We start from the raw sequence: 23,839 nt of genomic DNA, 5'->3' as shown, positions 1-23,839 counted from the left end.
CTTGGAATGGTCACAGGTGGCGGATATCCCTAAAAACTGTGTGCTAGTTCTCAAGATCAGTAAAGTAATACTGCAGAGAATGTGACAGAAAAAAGGTTCTTGCGGCGGGGAAATGCGAAAGGAGCAAAGAAAATATAACTGCAAATTTCTTCAAAATTTGAAGTAAAATTGAAAATGGAGAGCAAAAGATGCAAAAACTTCTACACGAGGGAGTGGAAGTCGAAACATCAGTCGATGGCTTTACTGCCGTTGATTTTCCTGAAGTTACCGCCGAAAAACAGGAACGCAGACATCCGGTTCATACAGTCGTTATCACGCATTTCGAGCTGGCCCGGATGATAGAACGAGTGAACCGCCGCTTTGTAAGCTTGCTGAAAACCGAGCTGACGAAGTTAGGCGTGGAAGATATCGGTCCGGCCCAGACCCTGGTTCTGATGGCTATAGGCGATGTCGAGCTCACTGTGGGTGAACTATTGGATCGCGGGCATTATGTCGGGTCCAACATTTCCTATTATCTGAAACAGCTTACCGATGGTGGATATGTCGACCGTGTAACCTCGCAGAGAGATAAACGGTCTGCCCGTATTCGCCTGACGGACAAGGGTGAACGGCTGTGTGCAAGCTTGCGGAATGCGAGCCGGTCCTACAACCATATCCTCACCCGCGATGATGACGATCTTCGTAATCTGGAGATTGCCTATCAGACACTGCACAGACTGGAACTCGTGTGGGGTAATGCCGCACGGTTTGGCATTTGATGTGTTGCGATTATTTTCGGCTGCCAGCCGAACACGTTTCGTAACATGCGTATAGCATTTGTGCACAGGCGCGGTTTCGGTCAGTTCGCTGCGTTAGCCGAGAATCTGGCTACGAGTGGACATGATGTAAGCCTGATCTGCGAGACAGTGGACCGTCGCCTCCCAGCGGTCCGTGTCATTCGCCACAGAGTAGAATCTGGTCCTCGCACCGGCGGTGCGATGGCCAGATATCTGGAAGTACCCGATCATCACACGAGGATCGGGTACCGTGTGGCCGAAACCCTGGAATCCATGGCCCATCATGGTCAGGCACCCGATATCGTCGTCGGTCATATTGGCTGGGGCAGCATGATGTTCGTCAAGGACGTGCTGCCCTCCGTTCCCGCACTTGGCTATTGCGAGTTTTTCTACCGCGCCAATGGTGCCGATGTCGGTTTCGCACCGGGCGACCGGCCAGATATTGAAACCCGCAAACGCCTGCGCCTGCGTAACATGGCGCAGCTGGTTACCCTTGAGGGTATCGACGGCGGATTCAGCCCGACGCATTGGCAAAAGAGCCTTTATCCGCGTTCCGTTCAGAACCGCATTGCCGTGGTTCACGAAGGGGTCGATACCAAACTCTTCTATCCGGATCGTCACGCAACGATCCAGCTGCCGGACGGACGGACGCTGAGGGCAGGAGAATCGCGCGTAATCACGTTTGTCGCGCGTGATCTCGAACCCTATCGCGGCTTTCCTCAAGCGCTCGAAGCTGCGGCCAAGGTCATCCGGCAGAACGATGATGCAATCTTCGTTTTTGTTGGCGGCGATGGCGTCAGCTATGGAACCCCGCCGCCCGGCGGCGGTTCGTGGCGCGAGCATCTCGTCAGGAATCTTGATCTGCCGCCGGATCGAATCGTGTTTCCCGGCACGATCCCGCACGCCCAGTTGCGGAAACTCTATCAGATATCGACTGCCCACATCTATCTGACTTATCCGTTTGTCCTGTCCTGGTCGGTCGTGGAAGCGATGGCATGCGGCGCGCTCATCATCGGTTCGGATACGCCCCCCGTGCGGGAGTTGATCCGCTCGGGTCAAAACGGGCTGCTTGTACCGTTTTTTGAGCCGGACGTGTTGGCGGAAGTGATCATGAACGTGCTTCGTGACCCCGATGCATGTCTCCAGATGAGAGCTGCAGCACGACGAACCGTGGAAACCCGGTTCAGGTTGTCGGATTGTTTACGGCAGCAAAAAACCTTGATCGAGGCAGTATTGAACGGACGGTAGCTGGTATGTGGCGACAATCGGGCGTGCAAGTCCTGTAACGTAAATATAAAACTCCGTGTTTCTGCGTGTTTACGCTGTTATTGTAATATATATGAACATTGTTTCAAATTTTGAATTAAACTCGTTCCAAATATTCGTAATATTATCATATAGTTGATGCTATAAGACTGTTGACAATACATAGACTGTATTTTCTCATTGCAAGTGCAGGCCGAGACTCCCAAGTCGGCCATCACACAATGGATGATTATGTTGAGCACACCACTTCCTGCGATCTCGGCGCGGAAATCCCGCCGATATGCCATTGCTTCGATGCGTGATCGTGAAGCGCTGGAAGCGACGTCTCTGGGCGAGCTGACCACTTTTGTCGAAGGAGACGGAAAACGCCTTCGTCTGGCGAATACATTTCCGCTCATTGCTGTCGCCGCCTCGCAAGAGGGCGAGAACGAACTCAAAATGGTTCTGCAGCAGATTTATCGTCTGAGCACCATTCCGGAACTACCCGTTGTGCGGGTCGATGAAGCGTCCCCCGAAACAGCTCCGCTGCTGGTTACGCAGTTGCTTGAGAGCAGCCTGGATCGCCTTGTCGGCCATGTCAGCAAGGTTCACACCGAGCTCGCCATGCTGCGCCGCGAGCGCGAGACCATGTTTGAGAATTATCGGGCGATTGAAGACGCATTCCACGCCCGCAACTGGGATTCTTCGACAGAGATTTTCAGTCATGCTCCTCTGGTCGATCCAAAGGATGAGGGGTTTGCGCGCCTGCTGCGCGAATCGGAGATCGAACAGCTTTTTCCTGTTTCGAGCTATGCCGTTTCCGGTTTCGCCCTCCATTTCCGCGATCTGCCGGCCAATCGCAACGGCCAGCTGATCGTAACGCTGGACTATCTGGAAAATGGCGAGGGAATTGCCGAGTGGCTGGTGCCCTACAGCGCGCTGCAGTCGGAATGGAATTTCTTCTCGCTTCCCAAGGCATGCGACGGCAGCCATCGGACGCTCCGGCTGCGCATCTCCGCCTCGGGCGGTGTGCCACCGGAACTGTCGCTGGGCAATGTGATCGCCAACGAGCGCTATGCGGCGCGTGCCCGTATTCCGCACGCCGATCTCGACATGCGCCCGCTGGCATTGAGGATTTTCACCGGCTTGCCGGGTGTGCGCCCAGCATCGTTGCCGAACGCCATCGTGCCGACTGCGTTGATCAATGGCCGAAAGGTTGACGACTACCGTCTGCCGGTCGAATTGCTGCGCAACGTGGCCAACGTGTCCGTTACGTCCATTAGTCCGGACTTTCCGACTGTGCGTTTTCTGGAACATGAAGATGCCATCGGCTGCCATCCGCTCGAGGAGGGCGTCACTGCGGCTGCCATTCGCCGTGTGGTTGCTCCGGGTACGGTCCGCGTGTCCGCGCGGGCTGTGATTGACCATCCGGAGGGCAAACCCTGTGCCGTCGGTCTGTTGCTGGTCAATCTGGCATCAGACGTGAAGGAGGAAATCGACGCGATTTCCAATCTTGATCGACGACGCCAGCAGGTTTTGTTCAGCGGTTGGTCGGAGGTCGCGCCCAATCGCCCCATCGATATCAATTTCATGCTTGAGGGACCGGTCGACCGGACGATGGATCTCGTTGTGCTTAGCAAGGCCGCTGCCGATTCCGTCGATTTTTCCTGGCTCAAGGTCTTCAACTTCCGGCTGGTCAAGCACATTGAGGCCCGGCCCGCTCAGGAATTAGCCAAAGAGGCCGCGAATGTACGATAGGTCCAAGGATTTGATCGTCGTTGCCATGCCGCTTTACGGCCACGCGGCGCTGGCGCTTGAAGCACTGGAAACCATTCTTGCATCAGAAACGGTTTTCCGTACCCAGATCGTGGTGTCGGTGGATGGCGATCCGCGCCGCGAAGTATTCGACAGCCTGACGCTCTATGCGGCGGCGCATTCCAACATCCATATCATCTTTGGCGAAAACGCCGGTCCGGGCGGCGCACGTAATCGCGCCGTCGACTATATTCTTGAAGAAATGCCTGACGTGAAGGCGGTATATTTTGTCGATGCAGACAACCGCGTGCAGCCGCACACCATCGATACGCTCTATCGTCAGCTACTGGCGTCGAACGCTGGATGGGTCTACACCAATATCGACACTTTCTCGGTCAATTGGCGCGCACATTATGGCAACAGCTATTCGCGCCTGATCCACTGCATCACTGACAATATCTGCGATACGGGATCGATGATTTCTGCGGATGTTTTCCGTAGCGGTGTCCGTTTTGATGATGATCGCCAGAATGGTTTTGAAGACTGGGAGTTCTGGCTTTCGGCGATCGAGGCGGGGTTTGTCGGGACGCCATGCCACGATACCGGCTTTGAATATCGCTTACGTGCGGAAAGCCGTTTCAAGGAAGCCAATCGCGACCGCTCAGGCTCGATCAACTTTCTGCGCAAGCGGCACAAGGCGCTGTTTCGCCGTCCGACGCTCGTAGGTTTCGAGCATGAGGAGTGCCCGCGTTATGGCGTGATCCGCGCAGGCGAGGGGACGGTCAGCCTTTTCACCGATCTCAGCCTTGGCACTGCCGATCTCAAGTTCGATGATGCGATCCGTGCCTTCTGGGGCAGTGTGTCCGAGCCGGATAATTTCCATTTCCCGCCGTTTCTTGCCTCGTCCAACACAGAGACGCTGAAACTTCTGGCGCGTTCGCGCCTGTTGCCGAATATCCTGTCGCGGCTTGAGAAGCTGGCGGAACAGGCCAACATCGTCTTTGTGGAACTCACCAATGTCGAGGACGAGCGGCGCATCGACACCGAAATCATGCCGTCGGGTACGCGGCAGCCACATGCCGACCTGATTTTCGTTTCGACCCGGCTCATAAAGGAAATCATTGAAAACGATGCGCTCGATTGGTTCGCTTCGTTGGGTACGCAGCAACTATGGCCTACCTCGGCGCGCATGAAGGTGCGCTTTCCGTTCCCGCGTGTTCGCCAGCGCCGCGCTCTCTCACGGCCAGAACAATCAATGCTCAATCTGGTGACGTCGATTGCAACAAGCCCGCTGAAGCAGAGTGCGGCCACACGCTGGACGTGGCGTCCGCGCCGTCTACCGGCTCTTTCCGAAATGTATCAGGTGCTGCGCAATGAACTTGGCGGCGGACCAGTTTTGCCGCTTGCGCATAACCCCGCAAGGAAAAAGACCGCGGCCGTTCTGGTGCCGAATGCTTCTTTCGGCGGGGCGGAAAAGGTCGCTTATGCCGCCGGGCGGGAGCTGAAGAACCAGGGGTTTGAAACCCATCTCTTCGTGCTCGGCAATGAGCGGATGGACGTGCTCGATGAGTTCGACCAGTCCTTCGATTACCTGCATTTCTGGAAGGATGGCATTCCCGCCTGGGGAGACACAAACCGCTTCCTCGGTCAGGATTTTATCACTGAAGATCATCCGCTCGACTGGAGTATCCTGCGCGGCCAGCTTTCCGGTTTCGATCTTGTCGTGAACAACCACGTCATGGCCGCTCATCCCCTGATGGGTAAGCTTCGCTCGGAAGGCACCCGCACCGCCTGCTATCTGCATGTGGTGGACGAAACAGTCTTCCGCCGTCAGGCAGGTCAACCCTATGCGGCGATCGCCTTCGAACATGCCTATGACGCTTTTCTCACGTGTTCGGATCAATTGAAAATTTATCTGCACAGCTTTGGCGTGCCGTATGAAAAAGTGTTTTCGGTGCCAAACGGGGCCAGTTTTTCAATCGATACAAAACAGCGGGCGCAAGTCACCGCCGCGCGCAAGCAGGGGCGCAAGGGCGAGCCCATGCGTATCCTTTACATGGGACGCCTCGACCGCCAGAAGGGTATCGACCGTTTGCATGATGCAATCGTCAAGCTGAAAGAGCAGGGCATTCCTTTTGAAGCGCAGGCCATCGGCGGCGAAATTCTCTCCGACGATCCGAGCGCATCGTGGATGACACGTTTGAAGGATGCGGGCGTGAAAGTCTCGCCGCCGGTTTTCGACGGCAAGGACATTGCCAACCATCTGGCCTGGGCCGATGTTCTCCTGATGCCGTCGCGCTGGGAAGGCGCGCCGCTGATGATCGCCGAAGCGCAGCAACTCGGCTGCGTGCCGGTCGCCACGGCGGTCGGCGCCGTCGATGAGCTTATCAATCACGGACGCGATGGCATTCTCATCCGCAATGGCAACGATGCGCAGATCGTCTCAGACATGACGCGCATTCTGACGATCCTTGCACAGGATCGCGAAGCCTTGATGCGGACCGCCGAAGGCGCTCTCGCTTCCGCAGCACATCGCACATGGAGCTCGGCGTTCTCCGAATTTACCGATTGGGCGAACGAAATAAGCCCCGTTTATCCGAAATCCCGGTCTTCCCAGCCGGATGTTGCAGACGATGCCAGCGCGACCGCCGTTCTCCCCGGTCGTGCAGTTGCCTGATTATACCAGAAAGGTCGACTTATGAGCCGCCCAACCAACCCAAGAATCCTCGTCACGGGCATTCCGAGCCATCTGACCCGCCTCATCCAGCGTGCGGATAAGGCGCAGGTCTATTATTCGGAAAAGCAGCGGGATTCCGAAGCCCGCGATAGTTTTATCCAGGAGCTGAAGAACATCAGCAATACCGGCAATTATCTGATCGGCGAAGGTGCGATGACAGCGCTTCTGCCATCTGCCAGGCACATTCCGTTCTGGCACCTCTACAATTGCGTGAACAACGGAACGGGGCTTGAGGAGGTCAACAAGGAGTTCGATATCTGCGTCTTTACCTGCGCAAACCTTCTCCGCAAGGGCTTGTCGGCGGATGCAGAAGCGCTTGTTCTGTCGAAACTGGATATGCCTGTCGTAATGCTCGGCATCGGCATCCAGAACCGCCCCGACATTGAAGGCGAGGACGGCCTGCCAGCGGGTACGAAGAAGCTTTTGGAAGTGCTGAAAAGCCGCGAACACTATTTTCTCACGCGGGGCGAAAATGCAGCCGGCTATCTCCGCGATCAGGGCTTTTCCTATGTCCGCCCGGTCGGTTGTCCGTCGCTTTATTTCCGTCCGGACAATATGCGCAAAGCGATCAGTCGCCTGCCAGAGGTGAAGGTGGGTGAGGGCCGTACCGTCTTCACCGGCTATATGGGAGCGGAACTCGAAACCATCGGCGATATGAACGCGCTCGGTTCGGATGACGGGCGTTCGGCTTATGTGGTTCAGGATGAGCTCTTGCATTTCGACATGCAGCTTGAATCGGATGCGAATGGCCGCGCCTATGACTCCACCACGGGCGAACTTGTCGGCCCGTTGACCTATAAGGGCTCGGGCGATCTGAAAAAGAAGGTCAGTGTTCACGCCTTCCTCGATACCAATCAATGGCGCGCCTGGTGCTCGGCCATGGACTTTTCTTTCGGTCGCCGTTTCCACGGCAATATCATCTCCATGCAGGCGGGCGTGCCGAGCCTGATGGTCGCTGTCGATGACCGTATGCGCGAGATGCTGAATTTCTCCGGCCTGCCGAAGATAGATGCCCGCGATCTCAACGCCGCCAACGACAGGCGGGCTTTCGTCAGCGACCACATCGCTTCGATGAACATTCCCGAAGTCATCGAAACTTACTCGGCGCGAGAACGCAATTTCCGGAGCGTGCTTTCAGAAATCGGCATCGGCTGATCTCAGGCACTCTTCACCAGTTTCCTTAATTCCAGCGAAGATGGATCACCATGCGCATAATGATCACCGGCATCCCGTCATATCTGATGCGGACCGTCGAAAGCGTTTCCGGGGCAAGAGTGAAGCATCGCCCCTATTTCGAGCCCATCCGCACCAAGAAGGATGTGATCGATCAGGTCAAGAAGATTGCCAATACGGGCAATTATCTCATCGGTGAGGGCGCGGCCAACGCAGTGCGCGGCCACGATGTGACCTACGTTCCGTTCTGGCATCTGGCCAACAGCCTTAATTCGCCGGACACCTATGCAGAACTCAATGAGAATTTCGACCTGTGCCTGTTTGCCTCCGCCAATCTTTTGCGACCCGGCTATGCAGCGACGACGGAATCCTTCGTCTTTGAAAAGCTGAACATGCCAATCGTGGTCATGGGCATCGGCATTCAAAAGAAGGAAAACCTGAAGGCAGAGTTGCCGGAAGGCACGCGTCGTTTCCTCGAAATTCTGCGCCGCAAGGAAAGCTTCTTCCTCACGCGCGGGCATTTCACCGAGGAGTTTTTGAAAGATGCGGGCATGAAATATGTCCGCCCGACCGGCTGTCCCTCGCTTTATTATGCGCCGGAACAGATGAAACGCTCGCTGAGCCGCCTTGCCGATCCAACACTTGCCGATGCGCAGAAAATCTCCTTTGGCGGTTATCTCGGCAGCGTTGCCGATACGATTGTGGACGCCCACGCGCTGCTCGAAAAGGATAGCGTTGCAAGCTATGTCATTCAGGACGAGGTGATCGTCTACAACATGAACATGGCAGGCGAAGACCATGCCGAAGCCTATGATCAGGCGGCAAGCCGCATCACTGCGCCCGTCGATTACAAGCATATGGAAAAATGGCAGCGCAAGAACGAGCTGCTGGTGTTCTTCGACACGCACAAATGGCGCAGTTGGATCTCCAGCCAGGATTTCGGACTGAGCCGCAGATTCCATGGCACGATCATCGGCATGCAGTCGGGTATTCCGGGCCTGATGATCGCAGTCGATGACCGCATGCGCGAGATGCTGGGCTTTGTCGGTTTTCCGCATATCGAAGCGAGCGTCTGGAACCGCGAGCCGCAGAAGAAAGCCTACCTGCGCGACTTCCTTTCCAAGATCGACGTGCCTGCGGCCATCAACCGTTATTCGGAATGCGAAGCCAATTTCAACGGTGCGCTGAAGGATATCGGTATCCGATGATGAAAACCTGCAAGAGCATCGGGGGCGGAATGGCGGCAGCGGTGGCGCTTTTGGGCGGCATGTTGTTGGCCGCTCAATCCCAGAGCGCTCTTGCCGATTCGCGCTTTGGGGTCAACCGGGTGAATATGGCCTGGCTCAAGCCAGCCGAGCGCGAGCAGATATTCCATCAGATGGTGGAAAACGGGGTAGTGGCGGTTCGGCTGTCGCTCACCCGACCGCTCGATCAAAGCATCGATGCCGCACGCCTTGCTCACGAGAAGGGGCTGGCGATCCTGCTCGAAATCTCGCTCAACAATGCGGATTTTTATCCGGAAGGAACAAAACCCCGGTCGGGGCGCGGGCGTATATGGGACATGTATCGGCTTTCCGACATATCTCCTGAGCGGTTCCGGAACGCGATGGCGGATGCCTTGCAGAAGATCGATGCCCTGGGGATTCCTCTTGTGGCGGTTGAACCCGGAAACGAGATCAACTGGGGTGCCTATAATGGCGATCTCGCCATTCTGCCCAAGGAGAAGATGAAGACCGCGCGCTCTTTGACCGAGATGGAGGAGCTTCCTCTGGTCGAAAGGGGGGCGGAAAAATACGTCGAACTTTTGCGCATCGTGCGGGCGGAATTAGCGAAAACCAGGCACAGCGCCAAGGCAAAGGTCGTATCTGCGGGTCTGTCCGATATCCCTTTCATCGATGCGGACCGGCGCGGGATAGACACTGTCGAACCTGCGGCCTTTACCGATCTTTTGAAGAAATATGGTCTGGACGACGTTGCTGACGGCTATGGTATTCATATCTATCCCGGCAGCAGCGGGACGCGCGCTGCTCGCGCAAAACACATCCACAATGCGCTTTCTTTTTGCGGTGGTGTGGACGGCAAGCCTTGCTGGGTCACAGAATGGGGTTTTGCCAATACTTCAAAAGCCTGTCCAGCCAATGACAATAATCGCGAGCAACTGGTCGAAAAGACGCGCGACCGCTTTCGACAGATGATGGATAGCGGCCAGATCGCCGCTGCTTATTATTTTGATTGGGATGCAAGCACTTACGGTGTGTGGCGTTGCGGTGCGCTGACGTCAGCCGGTAAAGCTGCAACGGTGACGAAATGAAACTCAAGACTGTAATTATCGGCGGTTCGAACACCGTCATGCTTCCCGGCTATCTGCCCACACTTCTGTCAACGATGGCGCGGCGCGGTGTGGAACTTGATATTGTCGCCGATCTCGCGGTGGGGGGCACGACGAGTGCGCTCGGCCTTTATCAACTCAAGCAGTTCGAACAGCTTGAAGATTGCGAATTGCTGTTGATTGAATATGCGATCAACGATGCCTTTGTTTATGGGGATGAGCGGCGGCCATTCCGCCATTGGGCCCGGTTTTATGAAGGGATCATTCGCTACGCGCTTGACCGCAATCCGAATTTACGGGTTGCAACGCTTGTATTCGGCGCTCGCAATGGCTCGTTTCTGAATTCAGTTCCGTCGATCGATGCGGGCATCAATTATATTTCGCAATGGTATGGAACGATCTCGGTCGATGTCTCCCGAATGCTGATGCAGCAATATGGCCGCGATGTCGTGGGTAATCCGGCGTTCTATCTCGATCAGGGCCATTATGCGCGACCGGTTTCGACGACTATCGTTGCGAATTTGATTGCGGATGTTCTTGAACCGGCCCTTTCTGTTCCGCATCGCGCAAAAGCACTGCCATTCGCCATCGATCCAGACCATTTCGCGAATGCGCGCGCCTTGAGCGGCGAGCAATTGTGCAAGCGGCTGGGGCGTGTTCCGGTTCGATACAGCAATCGCCGTTTCTCGATCTCAGCACTCGATCTTGGCGCGGATAAAATGCGCTTCGAGGTTGAGGGCGGACAACTGCTTGCGTTGGGTTACGTCTGCGATCCCCGCATTCCGCCGCTTGATGTAGTGACGGGCGGGGAGGTTCATCGTGCTGCCATGATGAAGGGGGGCGTTCGCGACGGAACCTACAAATTCCTCGTTTCGATGCTGAGCTTCGAGTTTCTTTACGGCGCGAAACTGCTGGAAGCACGGGGGAATGTTGCGCTCACCCTGTCGGGTGCTGAAGAGGGCGTTGAACATAAGCTGCATGTTCCGAAAGACAGCACGCACCATGAGGAACAGCCCGAGCAACCGGTACTTCCGATCACCGGCATCCTGTTTTCCGGCAATTTAAAAGTCATGTCGCTTGAGAAGCAGGCTCCGGTGAACCCAGTGCTATCAGAAGCCGCCCAGTAGGTCGTTATTCAACAAAAATATTGACGCTAGCGGCCCGCCCCGCTGCATCGACTACGGTCAGTGTCGAATATCCGGTTCCGTCCGGTTGCCAGTTTGTCGTCCTTCTCCGTTCGATCTCGGCGATCGGCTTGCCATTGGCGAGCCAGCGAAATGGTGCGCGTCCGCCCTGCAATTTTAGCACCAAGGGTGACGCATTGTCCGTCAGCGCTTTCAGTTCCACATGCGCGCCATCGGGCGGAAACACGATGCGCGGGGCAGGCTCAATCGAGGCTTTGAAAACCGGCAGGGGATCGCTTGCCGATGAAAAGCGTATTTGCGTCACCGGAAGATCGGCACGTGCAGTGCGAAACGCGCCGGCTGGCGCACGCGGAAGCGGTACGGAAGCGATGCCTGAGCGCACAAAGGCATCAAACAGGATGGGCGCCGCCGAAACATAGCCTGCAAGGCCCGGCACCGAGCCGCCATCGGCACGGCCGACCCAGACCCCCAGTACATAGCGGCCGTCGTAGCCGACCGACCAAGCATCGCGATAACCATAGGATGTGCCGGTCTTGTAAGCGATGCCTAAACGTTTCGCCCCTTGCGGCGGCACGACACCGGCCAGAATATCGCCAATCTGCCAGGACGCCTGCTCGGTGAGAATGGGGGCGGAGGGCTGCACAGGCTCCGAGCTTTCGGTGCCATCACGCAAGGCCGTGCCGCGACCCCCATTCGCAAGCCCGGTATAAAGCTGCACCAGATCCCGCAGGCTGATCCCCGCGCCGCCAAGGCCGATAGCAAGTCCCGGCGCTTCGCCCTTAGGCAGTTGCAGATTGACACCTGCCTGACGAATGCGCGTCGTCAGCCGTGCAGGGCCGACCGCATCGAGCAGGCTGATAGTCGGCACATTGAGGGACATTTGCAGCGCCTGACGGATACTGACATCGCCCTGATAGCTCATATCGAAATTGCGCGGACGATAGCCTGCGAAATCCTGCGGGCGGTCTTCGATGATGGTTTCCTGCGCAATCAGTCCCTGCTCGAAAGCCAGTCCATAAATGAAGGGTTTAAGCGTTGAGCCCGGGGAGCGCACGGCGCGGGTCATGTCGATCCAGCCCTGCCGATTGCCATCGAAATAGTCAGCCGAACCGACTTCGCCCAGAATATTGCCATTGCGGCTGTCGGCCAGCACCATGGCAACCGAGACGTTTGGCCCAAGTTTCGCTGCGGCTTCCCGCGCAACGGCTTCCAGTCCTGCCTGCACGGATTTTTTGAGCGTGAGATGATGGCGTGCTTCGGTGGGAGCCTGCTTCAGCGCCAGATCGGCAAAGTGGGCGGCCAATGAAGGCAAGGGATGACGAGTAGCGGATATGCGCTCACGCGATGCGCGGTCAGCTTCCTCTTCCGTAAACACGTCCGCCGAAACCATGCGTTTCAATACACGATCACGTGCTGCAACTGCATTATGCATCTCCCGATCCGGGCGGCGACGTTCAGGCAGTTGCGGCAAGGCAACGAGCAAAGCCGCTTCCGATATGGTGAGGCGCAAGGGCTCCTTGCCGAAATAGGCTAATGACGCCGAGCGCGCACCTTCCAAATTGCCGCCATAGGGCGCGAGTGTCAGATAGCGTTCGAGGATTTCGGATTTGCTCAGCCGCCGTTCGATCTGGATAGCGCGGGCCAACTGCCTGAATTTGGAACCGAAGCTGCGGCTTTCGCGCGGCTCGATCAGGCGCGCAAGCTGCATGGAAAGCGTCGATCCACCGGATACAATGCGGCCGCTGCCCGCAAGCTGCATCGCAGCCCGGGCAAGAGCCCGGAAATCAATGCCGCCATGATCGTAAAAACGCTTGTCTTCATAAGCGATGAGCATTTTCAGGAACTTCGGATCAACGTCCTCAATCCGGGTGTTAAGCCGCCAGTATCCGTCCGGCGTCGCATAGGCGCGCAGCAGCGAGCCGTCGCGATCCATGACCTCGGTGGAAATGGTCAGCCGTTCCGGCAAAGGCGGAGGATAGGCACGGTCGAGCCAGTCCAGCCCGACCACGGTTCCAAAAGCGGCGATGCAGAGGAACACGGCACCGCTAACGGCTATTTTCCATCGCCTTTTCATCTCTTTGGCCATGATTTATGTCTAGCCATGATCTTGTCCGAAAACCGGTCCCACTTTTGGGATTGCTTACGGCGCTGCCACCTCCATCATGCCGGTTGCCGTGCGCGCTGCAAATTGCGGACGATACATGTCCTCAACCGTGGCCGCCGGATGGGTATAAAGTCCCGGCGTTACCGCACGCACCACATAAGCCAGTGTGATCGGCGTCTTCGTGCTTGCAGAGCGGTCGAAAGCCGCCACAAAGCGATCATTGCGGAATTCGAGATGCGCTGCCTGCGTGCTTTCAAGCCATGGAAAATTGCCGAGATTGGCACTGGAAACGAGGCCCGGATTATCGATCTCGAAACCAGCTGGCAGCAGGTCTGTCACGAGCAGACGCGACTGCCATTCCTGCAAATCGTCAATTTTCAGTACAACCACATAGCGCTCATTCTGGTTGACCCCGGTGACATTGGCTGGTTCACCGTCAAGCGTATAATAGGTGCGCTCGATATTGAAACCTTCGCCACCCGCAGGAAGAGATTGGGCCGGCGGCGCAACGGCGGTCACGACTGCGTCGACCGAGCCTTGTCCTTTGTTCGTAACAATCAGCGGCTGCGCTTCCAGGGTTGCACCATTGAGGCGTTCTGAGAATGCACCTTGATGCACTGTGCCATTGATGTCGAGGCTGATTGCGCCATTGTCATCTTGCAGGCCGCGTGCGGCAAGCAGCATCCATGCCTGATCCTGCGTGCTGAGATAGCGCGCCTTTTCACGCTGGAACTCGACCAGTGTGATGAGCGACGGCAGCACTTTCGGCGCAGGCTTGGCTTCCGAAGCAAGCGCAAGCATTGCAGCACCGTCACGCAGCGGCGAACCGTAATCGGAGCGATTATAGTCGAAACTGGATTGGCTGGTTGCAAGCTGGAGCGACGCATCGAAGACGCGTTCGGAACGCGGCTGATCACCATAAAGGGCGAGTGCGGCGCCAAGCTGTGCGACTGCCATGGGGCTAGCGAAGTTTTCAAGCTGGGTATCGGCATAATAACGCAGATCGCCGACGGATGCCTTCTTGTTGCGCGCGAGAACGTAAAGCGCATAGGCAATGTCGTTACCGCGTTCTTTCACGTCGGTTGTATAGCCGAGAGCGTTTTGCAGATTGGCGAGCGCAGAGAGCATTGCCTGCTGCGGCACGTCATAGCCCTTTTCACGAGCACGCGTGAGGAAGTCGGTCACATAGGCGTCCATCCAGAGATCACCCGAACCCGGCGACCACAGGCCGAACGAACCGCTTGAAGACTGGTTGTTCAGCACGCGGAAGATGGAATCCTGGACGCGCTTCTTCAGTTCTTCCTGACTTTCCAGACCTGCTGCCGCTTCCGTACCTGCGGCCATTTCGCTCAAGTAAAGCAGCGGGAGGGCACGGCTGGTGGTCTGCTCTGTGCAGCCATAAGGATAGCGGTCGAGCGCCATCAACAGGGCTGGGACATCAAAGGCCGCGCTACGCGTGACACCGACGCTGACAAAGGCACCGTCAAGCAGGCTCTCCGACAGAAGGCCACCATCGACCTTCAGGCTCCCGCCATTGGCTGCGAGATTGACGACATGGCGGCTCGTGACCGGCAGATCGACCGGACGCACCGGCAATGCCAAAGCCTGTTCAACATTGAGACCCGCATCGTTGGAAAGCCGGATCGTCACACCACCGGCACCCGTGGCCACAGCATTGAGCGGAACGGTGATCGACTGCCGCTTGCCACCTTTAAGCGCAATGCTTTCAGGATAGGAGCCAACTTGAACCCCGAGATTATCGGTGGTCTCGAGGCTCACACGATAATCGCCGTCCGGCGCATCCGTATTGGCAATATCGAAGCGGATATTTGCCTGATCGCCGGGAGCCATGAAGCGCGGAAGGCCAGCGGTGATGACCACCGGATCGCGAATGATGAGATCGGTAACCGCGTGACCGACGGCCTTCTTCGACCAGGCGACAGCCATGACACGCGCAGTGCCGTTGAACTGCGGTACGTCGAAGCTGATCGTCGCCTTGCCATCGCTGTCGAGTTCAACCGGACCGGAGAACAGCGCGAGCAGCTTTTCGGTGGGTGGGCTGCCTTCGGCTGCCATATTGCCACCATCGCCACCCGTGCGCAGCTTGCCGGTGACGCCGAGCGAACCATCGATCAGGCGGCCATACATATCCCGCATTTCAAGACCCAGCTGACGCTGGCCGAAGAACCAGTTTTCAGGGTTCGGCGGCTGGTAGCGTGTCAGGTTGAGAATGCCGACATCGACTGCCGCAACCATGACATAGGCCTGCTCGCCACCCGCATTTTCAACCGAAACCGGAATGGAAAGTGTGGAACGCGGAGCGATCTTTTCAGGCGGGGTCAGCTTGACCGCAAGCTGCTTGTCGGCAGGATCGACCTTCAGCCATTTAAGACCAATCGCCCGCGCAGGCATGCGGCTTTCAGCGGCCTCGCCCGGACGGAACAGCGTTGCCGTAACATAGGCGCCCGCACCCCAATCCTCACCGACCGGAATATCGATGGTCGTGCCACCTTCCGGAACGCTGGCCGTGATGGTCTTGAGCAGCTTTTCTGCACCGATGGTGATGAGCAATTCACCGGCAAAACGAGGCGAAACTTTCAGTTCTGCAGTGTCACCCGCCGCATAATGTTCCTTGTCGAGTGCGATTTCGAGCCCATCCGGTGTTTCAGTCGAGGTCGAACTTACATACCAGCCCGCATCGAATTCGTAGCTCGTAGCCGGGCCTGAGGCGTCGGCAGTTTCGACTTCCAGACGGTAACGACCCCAATCGACCGGCAGGCTGATTTCAGCCTCACTATCGGTTTTCAGATCGATCTTGCCGTTGGCAATCGCCTTGGTGAAGGTGACCGGCTCATAGTTCCAGCTGTTGCCATTGCGATACCACTGATAATTACGCTCGATTTTGACCAGCGACCATTGCGCGCCGTCAAGTGTCTTACGATCACCCTTGCTGTCAGAGGCGATCAGGCTGAACTTCGCGGTTCCAACCTGCGGGACTTCATCGCCAGCGAAATTCGGGCGAATGCCGATGAGATCGGTTTCCGGCTGAATGGCGATGTCGATCTTGCGTTCCACAGCACGACCACCGGTTTCGCGCATACGAACTGTCACGGCCGCGTTTACGAGACGCGTCGTTGACGGCATTTCGTCGACCGCAACCGGGAAAGTCGCCTTGCCATTGTCATCGACTTTTGACAGGCCATCGAGCGGAAGGCGCGTGGCTTCGCCCTGTTCTTCGTCAGCGAGGCCGAAATAATAGCCCTTGAAGCGGTCCCATTGGCGCTTGGTCGAAAGCGTGACTTCGCCTTCGAGTGCAAGGCCCGCGGCAGGAGCGCCATAGAGGAAACGACCATCTACGGTGATATTGGCGGCTTCGCCTACTGCAATTTCCGGCTTGTCGGACGTCAGATCGAACTCGATCCGGTCCGGCACGAAATCTTCAACCAGAAACATCTGCGTTGCGATGGCGGGCTGTTTGGGATCGGTATAGACCGAAACATTCCAGGTGCCGCGCATGGCGTTGGACGGCAAGGTCAGGTCGATGGCATGACCACCCGCGAGCTTGCTGTCGGAAACAAGACGGCGATCTTCCACACCATCGGGACGCGTGAAGATGAAGGTGAGCGGCAGATCGTCAATCGCCGTTGCGGTATCGTCACGCGCAAGCGCACCCACATGCACGACTTCGCCCGCGCGATAAATGCCGCGCTCCGTCCATGCATAAAGATCAAGCGCTTTCGGCACTGCACGGCCAGTCACACCACGATCGGAAAGATCGAAACCAGCGCGCGCCATATCGAGGAATGTGAAATCGTCGTCATTCTGACTGGCCATCAGAACCGCTGGCACCATGCCGTTGATGCCGCGTGTCAGGCCAGGCGTAAACGTCGCACGGCCATCGCTGTCGGTGGTCGCTTCGCCCAGCACTTCATTGTTGCGTGCAAGCAGCGTCAGCTTCACGCCTTTAAGCGGTTCTGCGCTTTCCAGCGAACGGGCAAATACATTGATGCCGTCCTGTCCGGTATAGGTCGAAAGGCCGATGTCGGAGACGACGAACCACTGGGTTGCCTTGGTGCCATATGCATCATCGGGCTTCTGAACCAGCGGCTCGGCAGTCAGTACATAGACGCCGGGCTTGCGTTCGGGCAGCGCCTCATCAACCGGGAAGCTGGTTGTGGCTTCCTTGTTCAGCTGGTTGCCTGCAACCTCGATTTCGCCCTCCCAGACGGGTGCGCCCAACTGGTCGGATACCGTGCTGATGTCGTAGCTGTCGAGCTGGCGCAGGAATTGATAACCTGAAAGAAGCTGAGCGAGCGAACGGTCGCCGACGCGGTAGAGCTTGACCTTGGCTGCATCCAGATTGACGCTGACCAACGGAATGCCGCGGCGCGCCTTGGCAGGCAGCACGAAGCTGTCGCCGGTAAAACGCACCGATGGGGCACGGTCCTGCACATAGATCGAAAGATTGACCGGCGCCGGCAGCACTTCGCCGACCGTCGACGGCAGACCCTGGCGGAACGTCACCGTATAATTGCGGCCATGCTCCAGTCCCTCGACGCAAATCTGGCGATCCTTGGCTTCAACTGCCTGCGGTGCGCCATTGTCGAGCGTGACGAAGCTCGAATAGTCGACTCCGCTTTTCACCAGTTCTTCGGAGAACTGCGCGCAGATGCGCGGCGCGGCATTGTCATTATCGACCGTGTTGTTGACGATACGGAAGCCTTTACGGGCTTTCAGGTCTTCATAGGCCGCACGAACGGATGCGGAATTGACGAGATCAAGGCTTGCTTCATAGGCCTGCAAGGCCGGGCGCGATGCATCGCGCTTTTCGAGCGCCTGGGCCATGATGGCAAGCGCTTGCGCGCGCTCCTCCTTGGTGCGCGAAGTCTGGTAGGCAAACCAGGAGGCGGACGTCGCATCGCGTTGGAATTTTGAACGTTCCTGCCCGTTGGATGGCTCGGTCGCAAGCGCCGACAGCGCATATCCGGCCCAGATTTCGCTTTCATCGGGGGACATGCTGACAGCCAGGCGGAACTTTTCCATCGCTGTGCGAGGGTCGCCATTCAACGCCGCAGACGCGCCTTCGCTCTTCAACGAGCGAAGGCTGTCGGGGCTTTCGAGACCAGCCAGTTCGCGCTTCAAGCGACGGGCTTCGTCAATCAGATTGGCGGCAAAAAAGGAGATAGTTGGCGGAGCTCCAATATCTTCAACTTCGCGGGCTGCTGTGGATTGGGTTACAACCTTGCCTGCGATGGAACCAACGGACTGATTGAGCTTGTTGAAATCAGACTTCAGAAAGCACCATTTGACCTTCGGATTGTAGGTGAAGGCGAGGCAGGCGTTGTCGCCCAGACAAATGCTTTTGCACTGGTCAAGGGAGACATTTTTCTCCGTTCGCAGGTCGAAGCCGAAATAATCGCTGTCTTTGGTTATCTCTATCTGCCGACTTTCGGCGGCTTGCGTGCTGTGTGGAGCTGCCAAAAGGCAAGCTGCGACTGCAAAGGCCCGTAAAAGCCGGTTGTAACCAATAAGCATTTGCATCCCCTCACAACGACCGATGCCAATTCCAATTTATCTGGAAAAGGCGAAAAGAATCCGGCTCATGTGAAGCCTCACCGCGACAAACTGTCAAGGCGAATAGGGATTATCTACAACTATTAGGATAGTTTTAGGGGAAATACGTTCTGCGAGATACCTGCCTCGCAGAGCATGTCCGTATTTCAGATGATCCCACCATTGGCGCGTAAGGTCTGGCCGTTCACCCAAGCGCCGTCGGGTCCCGCGAGAAACGCAACTACGCCTGCGATGTCCTCCGGTGTGCCGAGCCGTTCGAGCGGGCTCATCTTCGCCATGCGAGCAACGACTTCCTCGGATTTTCCATCCAAAAAGAGGTCAGTCGCGGTGGGGCCGGGGGCGACGGCATTGACGGTGATGTTTCGACCGCGCATTTCCTTGGCCATGATAGCCGTCAGCGTTTCGACGGCGGCCTTGGTCGCTGCGTAAATATCGTAATTTTCCAGTTTCAGGCCAACCACACTGGTCGAAAAATTGATAATGCGTCCATTGTCGCGCAGACGCCTGCCTGCCTCCCGCATAGTATTGAATGTCCCTTTTAGATTGACCGATACAGTCTTGTCGAAATCCAAATCTTCGGTAGCAGCGAGAGGTGATAGGGCCATGATACCGGCATTATTGATGAGGACGTCAACTCCTCCGAATGCGGTTTCGGCGGCATCGAACATTTTCTTTACTGCGACGGGATCGGCAACATCGGCCTGTGCTGATAGCGCGACGCCACCCGTAGCCTCGATCCTGGTCACTACGGCGTTGGCCATCGCAGCGTTGCCGGCATAGTTGACGATAACCGTAAAACCATCGCGCCCCAGACGTTCGGCAATGGCGGCGCCGATGCCTCGCGATGCTCCGGTGACGATGGCAACCCTGTTTTTCATATCTGACATTGTGTGCTCCGATCACTTAGGTCCGTTTTGTTAAGCACCAACAAGATCGCACTTTTCTCTAGCCGTTTAATCGGGCATTATTTGGTATCACTATCCGAGAAGAGCGAACAATCGGATGGACAGGTTCGACGCGATGCGGGTCTTCACCCGCGTATTGGAACGCCGCAGTTTTACCCTGGCTGCCGAAGATCTCGGAATTCCGCGTTCGACCGTTACCGACGCGATCAAGCAGCTTGAAAGACGACTGGGTACGCAGCTGTTTCTACGCACCACCCGACACGTCAATCCAACGCTTGACGGTCAGGCCTATTATCAGCGTTGCACAGCAATCCTCGCTGATGTGGAGGATGCCGAAGGCGGGTTTTCCGGAGCTGCGCCCAAAGGCCTGCTTCGGGTTGAAGTTCAAGGAACATTGGCCCGTCATTTTCTTTTTCCCGAACTGCCAGCCTTTCTGGAAAAATATAATGAGATCGAATTCTATATGACCGAGGGAGACCGGTTCGTCGATCTGGTTCGGGAAGGTATCGATTGCGTTCTGCGCGTTGGTGCGCTGCAAGACAGCGACATGATTGCCCGGCGCGTTACGGTGCTGGATGAGATCACCGTCGCGTCCCCTTCTTATATCTCGCGATTTGGACACCCCCAACACCCCGATGAGTTGGCCGAAGGTCACCGGATGATCGGTTTCAGGGCGAGCGGTAGTATTACGCGCATGCCGCTGGAATTCATGATCGACGGAAAATTGCGAACCGTCACGATCCCTGCGTCGGTCACGGTCAATGCCGCCGAAAGCTATACCGCTGCTGCCTGTGAGGGGCTGGGGATCATACAGATTCCCCGCTATCATGCGATGAAGCACATCGTTGATGGTAAACTGGTGCAGATACTCACTGCTTATCCTCCAACTCCATCACCAGTCTCTGTCATATACCCCCGTGACCGTCAGCTTTCTCCGCGGGTCAGAGTATTTATCGACTGGTTGGTGACGATATTTGCCCGTCAGGATGCTGGAAGCGCATTAACCTCCCATTAAGAATTTGAAACAGGACGACCATTTCCGTGTTAGAATAGTGCCTGCAGAGATGCAGAACGCACATCGCTACGCACTATGGGAGAGGGCAGAGATGAGCAACATTCTATTCTGGACCGCTTTGGTAATCGTCCCCGTGCTTTTGGGCACGGCCTACGCCTATCTGCAGTCCATTCGCCACCGGGATGACTTCTAGGGCCTCACATCCCCGTTTGCGTCCGACTTGGCGAGCAGAAGGTCGCGCGCACTTGCGTCGACCTGATGTCGATTCTTCGCCAGTTTTTTGATTCAATCCATGCGCTGCTACTGCACCCGACCCGAAAGCGCAGTGGGGCTCCATTCTTCCAGATAAAGTTAACCTTTGTTTCGTTTGAAATCCATGCAATTTAAATTTGATCTTTTTGTTGGTTTTCAATTAAAGATGGTAAAATTTGTGGGTGTGGGCATTCCCCTATTCAGGGGGATTCGTACATATTTGATATTGAAATCAACCGTTTAGCATAAAAAGTATACAAGGAGTCGGTATACTCAAAACCGGTATATGCCATATTGGAACATGGAGCAGGGTTGTTTGGTTATCCTTGTTTGGTTGAAGTAGTTTCATTTTCTGTCTGATATTTCACGTTGCTTAATGTAAGAAAATGTCCTTCTATTGTTGCGGGTAAGATATGACCAATAGTTGAGATGATGCGTGACCGTAATCTGGGCACTTACGGCTTCATTTCGACCGACACAAAGCTCGCTCCGGATCAAATTGCAGCCCTCGTCAAGTCGGGGGCGATCACCGGTTAAGGGTAAGGCCGTCTCGGGGTGAAACAGAACGATGAAAAACAATGGCGACCGAAACGGATCGCCAGAAAATTGGAGGAGGGAACGACGGCAATGGGTAGACGTGCATACGAAAAGCTCGCGAGAATCTGTGCATCCCTGAACACATCCGAGCAGGAACTGGCTCATTCTCTCGGTATTTCGCGAGTTGCCCTGAAGGCGATAGATCGGACTGATGCGCCTCTTTATCTGCGATTGGCGTTGGCCGCCCTGGTCTCGGAAATGGACCCGGATGAAGTGCTGAACCCCAAGCGCGGGAATTCGGAAATGGAAAGGCCGCTTCACCTCTTGTCGGCAGGATAATTGTCAGAAGTCTTGGGTTTCAACGGTGTTGTTGTGACAAAATCTTTCGCCTTGCTGCTTTTGATTGGACTGATTTGTTATCCGCAATTGGCTGCCGCGTCCTGCACGCGAGCAGCCGGTGCCGCGGATTTGATGACGCAACGCCAGCTTTCAGCCCTGCGCGCAATGGAGCGGAGCCGTGGCTGCAAGGGGGGCGACGAACGTGGAGGTTTCTTCAATCCGTGTCGTGATCTTGCCCAGCGTATTGCTGAAATCCAGCGGCAAATCGCGTCCAGTTCGCTTTCTTCTAGGGCGTGTGCGGAACAGCCGACTGCACCGCAAACTGCAAAAGTAAAACTCGATCGGCCGAAAACGTCTTCGGTCACCACGCCCGGCAAGCCGTGGGTTCCCAGCGGTGTGAAGGGCGCCTTGACCTATTGCGTGCGCTTGTCGGACGGTTATCTTTTTCCGGCTCCGCATTCGCAGTTCCAGAAATCCGACAATGTGACGGAGACATTGGCGCAATGCCGCTTTATCTGTCAGGGAGAGAATGTCGATCTTTATATTTTGAACGATCCGAATGGCGAAACAGCGGACATGATTTCCGCTTCCAACGGCAAGTCCTACATCGAGCTTCCAACTGCCTACAATTATCAAGGCGGCAGCGATTTCAAAAAGTGCGATTGGGCTGGTTATGTCAACAAGATCAGCGAATTGCGAGCCAATAGCAAAGGCAGTCGTGCATTCAAAAACGTGGTCGTGCCCATGCCGGACACGCGACCGACACGCAATGACGAGGTCGCGATTTCGGCAACGTCTTTTGCTCCCATGAGTGATCGTAATGTACGTGTGATTGGTCCTGCATTCATTTTCGACGAAGATGCGGCGCAGGCAAAGTCCGCTACCTACTGACTGCCCGCAGCCAGTCTTTTGACGGTCAATTTGAATGAGACGTGTCGCGATTGGGACTGAACCACACGCGTTCTGTCTGTAACCTCCCAGAAACGGGCGTTCCAACGTATGCCCGGAAACTATCGATCATTGCATTGTTTGAAATCTGTCAGTGTTGTTCGACCTGGAGGAGGTAGACATGAGCAAGAACCGTGGCGTCGTTTATTTGCGGCCCGGGACAGTCGAAGTACGCGATATTGAAGACCCAGTGTTGGCGGCACCGGATGGGAGGAAGCTGGACCACGCCGTTATACTGAAGGTAATTTCCACCAATATTTGCGGCTCAGATCAACATATGGTCCGGGGACGCACCACTGCGATGCCCGGTCTTGTACTTGGCCATGAAATTACCGGTGAAATTATAGAGAAGGGCAGCGATGTTGAAATGCTCGACGTGGGTGACATCGTCTCGGTGCCATTCAATGTCGCTTGCGGACGTTGCCGCTGCTGTAAATCCCAGGACACTGGCGTTTGCCTGACGGTCAACCCATCGCGTGCCGGCGGCGCCTATGGTTATGTCGATATGGGAGGCTGGATTGGCGGACAGGCCCGCTATGTCATGGTTCCCTATGCGGATTTCAATCTGCTTAAATTTCCTGATCGCGAACAGGCGATGGAAAAAATCCGCGACCTGACGATGCTTTCCGATATCTTGCCAACCGGTTTTCACGGTGCCGTCAAGGCTGGCGTCGGAGTCGGCTCGATTGTCTATGTCGCGGGCGCGGGGCCAGTCGGTCTTGCCGTCGCCGCATCCGCACGCATTCTGGGAGCTGCGGTCGTCATGATCGGCGACTTCAACAAGGAACGTCTGGATCACGCACGGAAAGTCGGGTTCGAACCGATCGATCTTTCAGCCAGCGACCGTCTCGGCGACATGATCGCAGAGGTCACCGGCATGGCCTGCCCCCACGAGGTGATCCGTTTGGAATGTTAGTGCATGATCGGTCTGCTTGCCACTGCTGGTGTTGACGCTGGCCCATTTTGTGGAGGCCAGACGGCTGCTTCGGGTGCCGGTGGTTTGTA

At 56.2% G+C, this 23,839-nt stretch carries 14 protein-coding genes and 1 pseudogene; 12 read left to right on the top strand and 3 right to left on the bottom strand.

Annotated features, from left to right (window positions below; all coding sequences use genetic code 11):
* Window positions 1-188: 188 nt before the first annotated feature.
* From ABWW28_RS00075 to ABWW28_RS00040, 8 genes are all read left to right on the top strand, one after another.
* Window positions 189-758, top strand: a complete 570-nt coding sequence (locus ABWW28_RS00075; RefSeq protein ID WP_006468694.1) for a MarR family transcriptional regulator — start codon at window positions 189-191, stop codon at window positions 756-758.
* A gap of 45 nt (window positions 759-803) precedes the next feature.
* Entirely contained in the window at window positions 804-2,024 is a 1,221-nt protein-coding gene (locus tag ABWW28_RS00070) for a glycosyltransferase family 4 protein (protein WP_176587884.1), read from the top strand.
* Between the two features lie 249 nt (window positions 2,025-2,273).
* Window positions 2,274-3,779: a DUF6212 domain-containing protein gene (locus ABWW28_RS00065; protein ID WP_176587883.1), complete on the top strand. Its 1,506-nt coding sequence runs from the start codon at window positions 2,274-2,276 to the stop codon at window positions 3,777-3,779.
* The gene (locus ABWW28_RS00060) at window positions 3,769-6,453 is read left to right on the top strand and encodes a glycosyltransferase (protein ID WP_176587882.1); all 2,685 of its coding nucleotides are present in this window, start codon (window positions 3,769-3,771) and stop codon (window positions 6,451-6,453) included. The genes ABWW28_RS00065 and ABWW28_RS00060 overlap by 11 nt, the downstream gene beginning before the upstream one ends.
* A 21-nt stretch (window positions 6,454-6,474) precedes the next feature.
* Complete coding sequence (locus tag ABWW28_RS00055) at window positions 6,475-7,668, top strand: polysaccharide pyruvyl transferase family protein (RefSeq protein WP_176587881.1); 1,194 nt, start codon at window positions 6,475-6,477, stop codon at window positions 7,666-7,668.
* 50 nt (window positions 7,669-7,718) lie between these two features.
* Window positions 7,719-8,894 (top strand): polysaccharide pyruvyl transferase family protein, encoded by a 1,176-nt coding sequence (locus ABWW28_RS00050; protein WP_176587880.1) that lies wholly within the window; start codon window positions 7,719-7,721, stop codon window positions 8,892-8,894.
* Window positions 8,891-9,997, top strand: a complete 1,107-nt coding sequence (locus ABWW28_RS00045; protein WP_176587879.1) for a glycoside hydrolase — start codon at window positions 8,891-8,893, stop codon at window positions 9,995-9,997. Before ABWW28_RS00050 ends, ABWW28_RS00045 begins: the two co-directional genes overlap by 4 nt.
* Window positions 9,994-11,142: an SGNH/GDSL hydrolase family protein gene (locus tag ABWW28_RS00040; protein WP_176587878.1), complete on the top strand. Its 1,149-nt coding sequence runs from the start codon at window positions 9,994-9,996 to the stop codon at window positions 11,140-11,142. The genes ABWW28_RS00045 and ABWW28_RS00040 overlap by 4 nt, the downstream gene beginning before the upstream one ends.
* A gap of 4 nt (window positions 11,143-11,146) precedes the next feature.
* Here ABWW28_RS00040 and pbpC read toward each other — a convergent pair whose 3' ends face one another.
* From pbpC to ABWW28_RS00025, 3 genes are all read right to left on the bottom strand, one after another.
* Window positions 11,147-13,246 (bottom strand): penicillin-binding protein 1C, encoded by a 2,100-nt coding sequence (gene pbpC / locus ABWW28_RS00035; RefSeq protein ID WP_176587877.1) that lies wholly within the window; start codon window positions 13,244-13,246, stop codon window positions 11,147-11,149.
* A 54-nt stretch (window positions 13,247-13,300) separates the two neighbouring features.
* Window positions 13,301-18,805, bottom strand: a complete 5,505-nt coding sequence (locus ABWW28_RS00030) for an alpha-2-macroglobulin family protein (protein WP_176587876.1) — start codon at window positions 18,803-18,805, stop codon at window positions 13,301-13,303.
* 179 nt (window positions 18,806-18,984) lie between these two features.
* On the bottom strand, window positions 18,985-19,725 hold the full coding sequence (locus ABWW28_RS00025) for an SDR family oxidoreductase (RefSeq protein WP_176587875.1): 741 nt from the start codon (window positions 19,723-19,725) through the stop codon (window positions 18,985-18,987).
* Between the two features lie 115 nt (window positions 19,726-19,840).
* Here ABWW28_RS00025 and ABWW28_RS00020 point away from each other — a divergent pair, with 115 nt between their 5' ends.
* From ABWW28_RS00020 to ABWW28_RS00005, 4 genes and pseudogenes are all read left to right on the top strand, one after another.
* On the top strand, window positions 19,841-20,758 hold the full coding sequence (locus ABWW28_RS00020; protein WP_176587874.1) for a LysR family transcriptional regulator: 918 nt from the start codon (window positions 19,841-19,843) through the stop codon (window positions 20,756-20,758).
* A gap of 807 nt (window positions 20,759-21,565) precedes the next feature.
* Complete coding sequence (locus ABWW28_RS00015) at window positions 21,566-21,886, top strand: hypothetical protein (RefSeq protein ID WP_006468708.1); 321 nt, start codon at window positions 21,566-21,568, stop codon at window positions 21,884-21,886.
* 12 nt (window positions 21,887-21,898) lie between these two features.
* Window positions 21,899-22,777: a DUF2865 domain-containing protein gene (locus ABWW28_RS00010; RefSeq protein ID WP_176588031.1), complete on the top strand. Its 879-nt coding sequence runs from the start codon at window positions 21,899-21,901 to the stop codon at window positions 22,775-22,777.
* A gap of 178 nt (window positions 22,778-22,955) precedes the next feature.
* Window positions 22,956-23,711: pseudogene (locus tag ABWW28_RS00005) on the top strand (alcohol dehydrogenase catalytic domain-containing protein); the annotation flags it as partial.
* Window positions 23,712-23,839 lie beyond the last annotated feature (128 nt).

This window comes from Brucella sp. NBRC 14130 (assembly GCF_040371715.1).
Classification (GTDB): Bacteria; Pseudomonadota; Alphaproteobacteria; order Rhizobiales; family Rhizobiaceae; genus Brucella; species Brucella intermedia.
The sequence above is the reverse complement of the archived record's forward strand: the minus strand, read 5'-3'. Positions and strand labels throughout refer to the sequence as shown.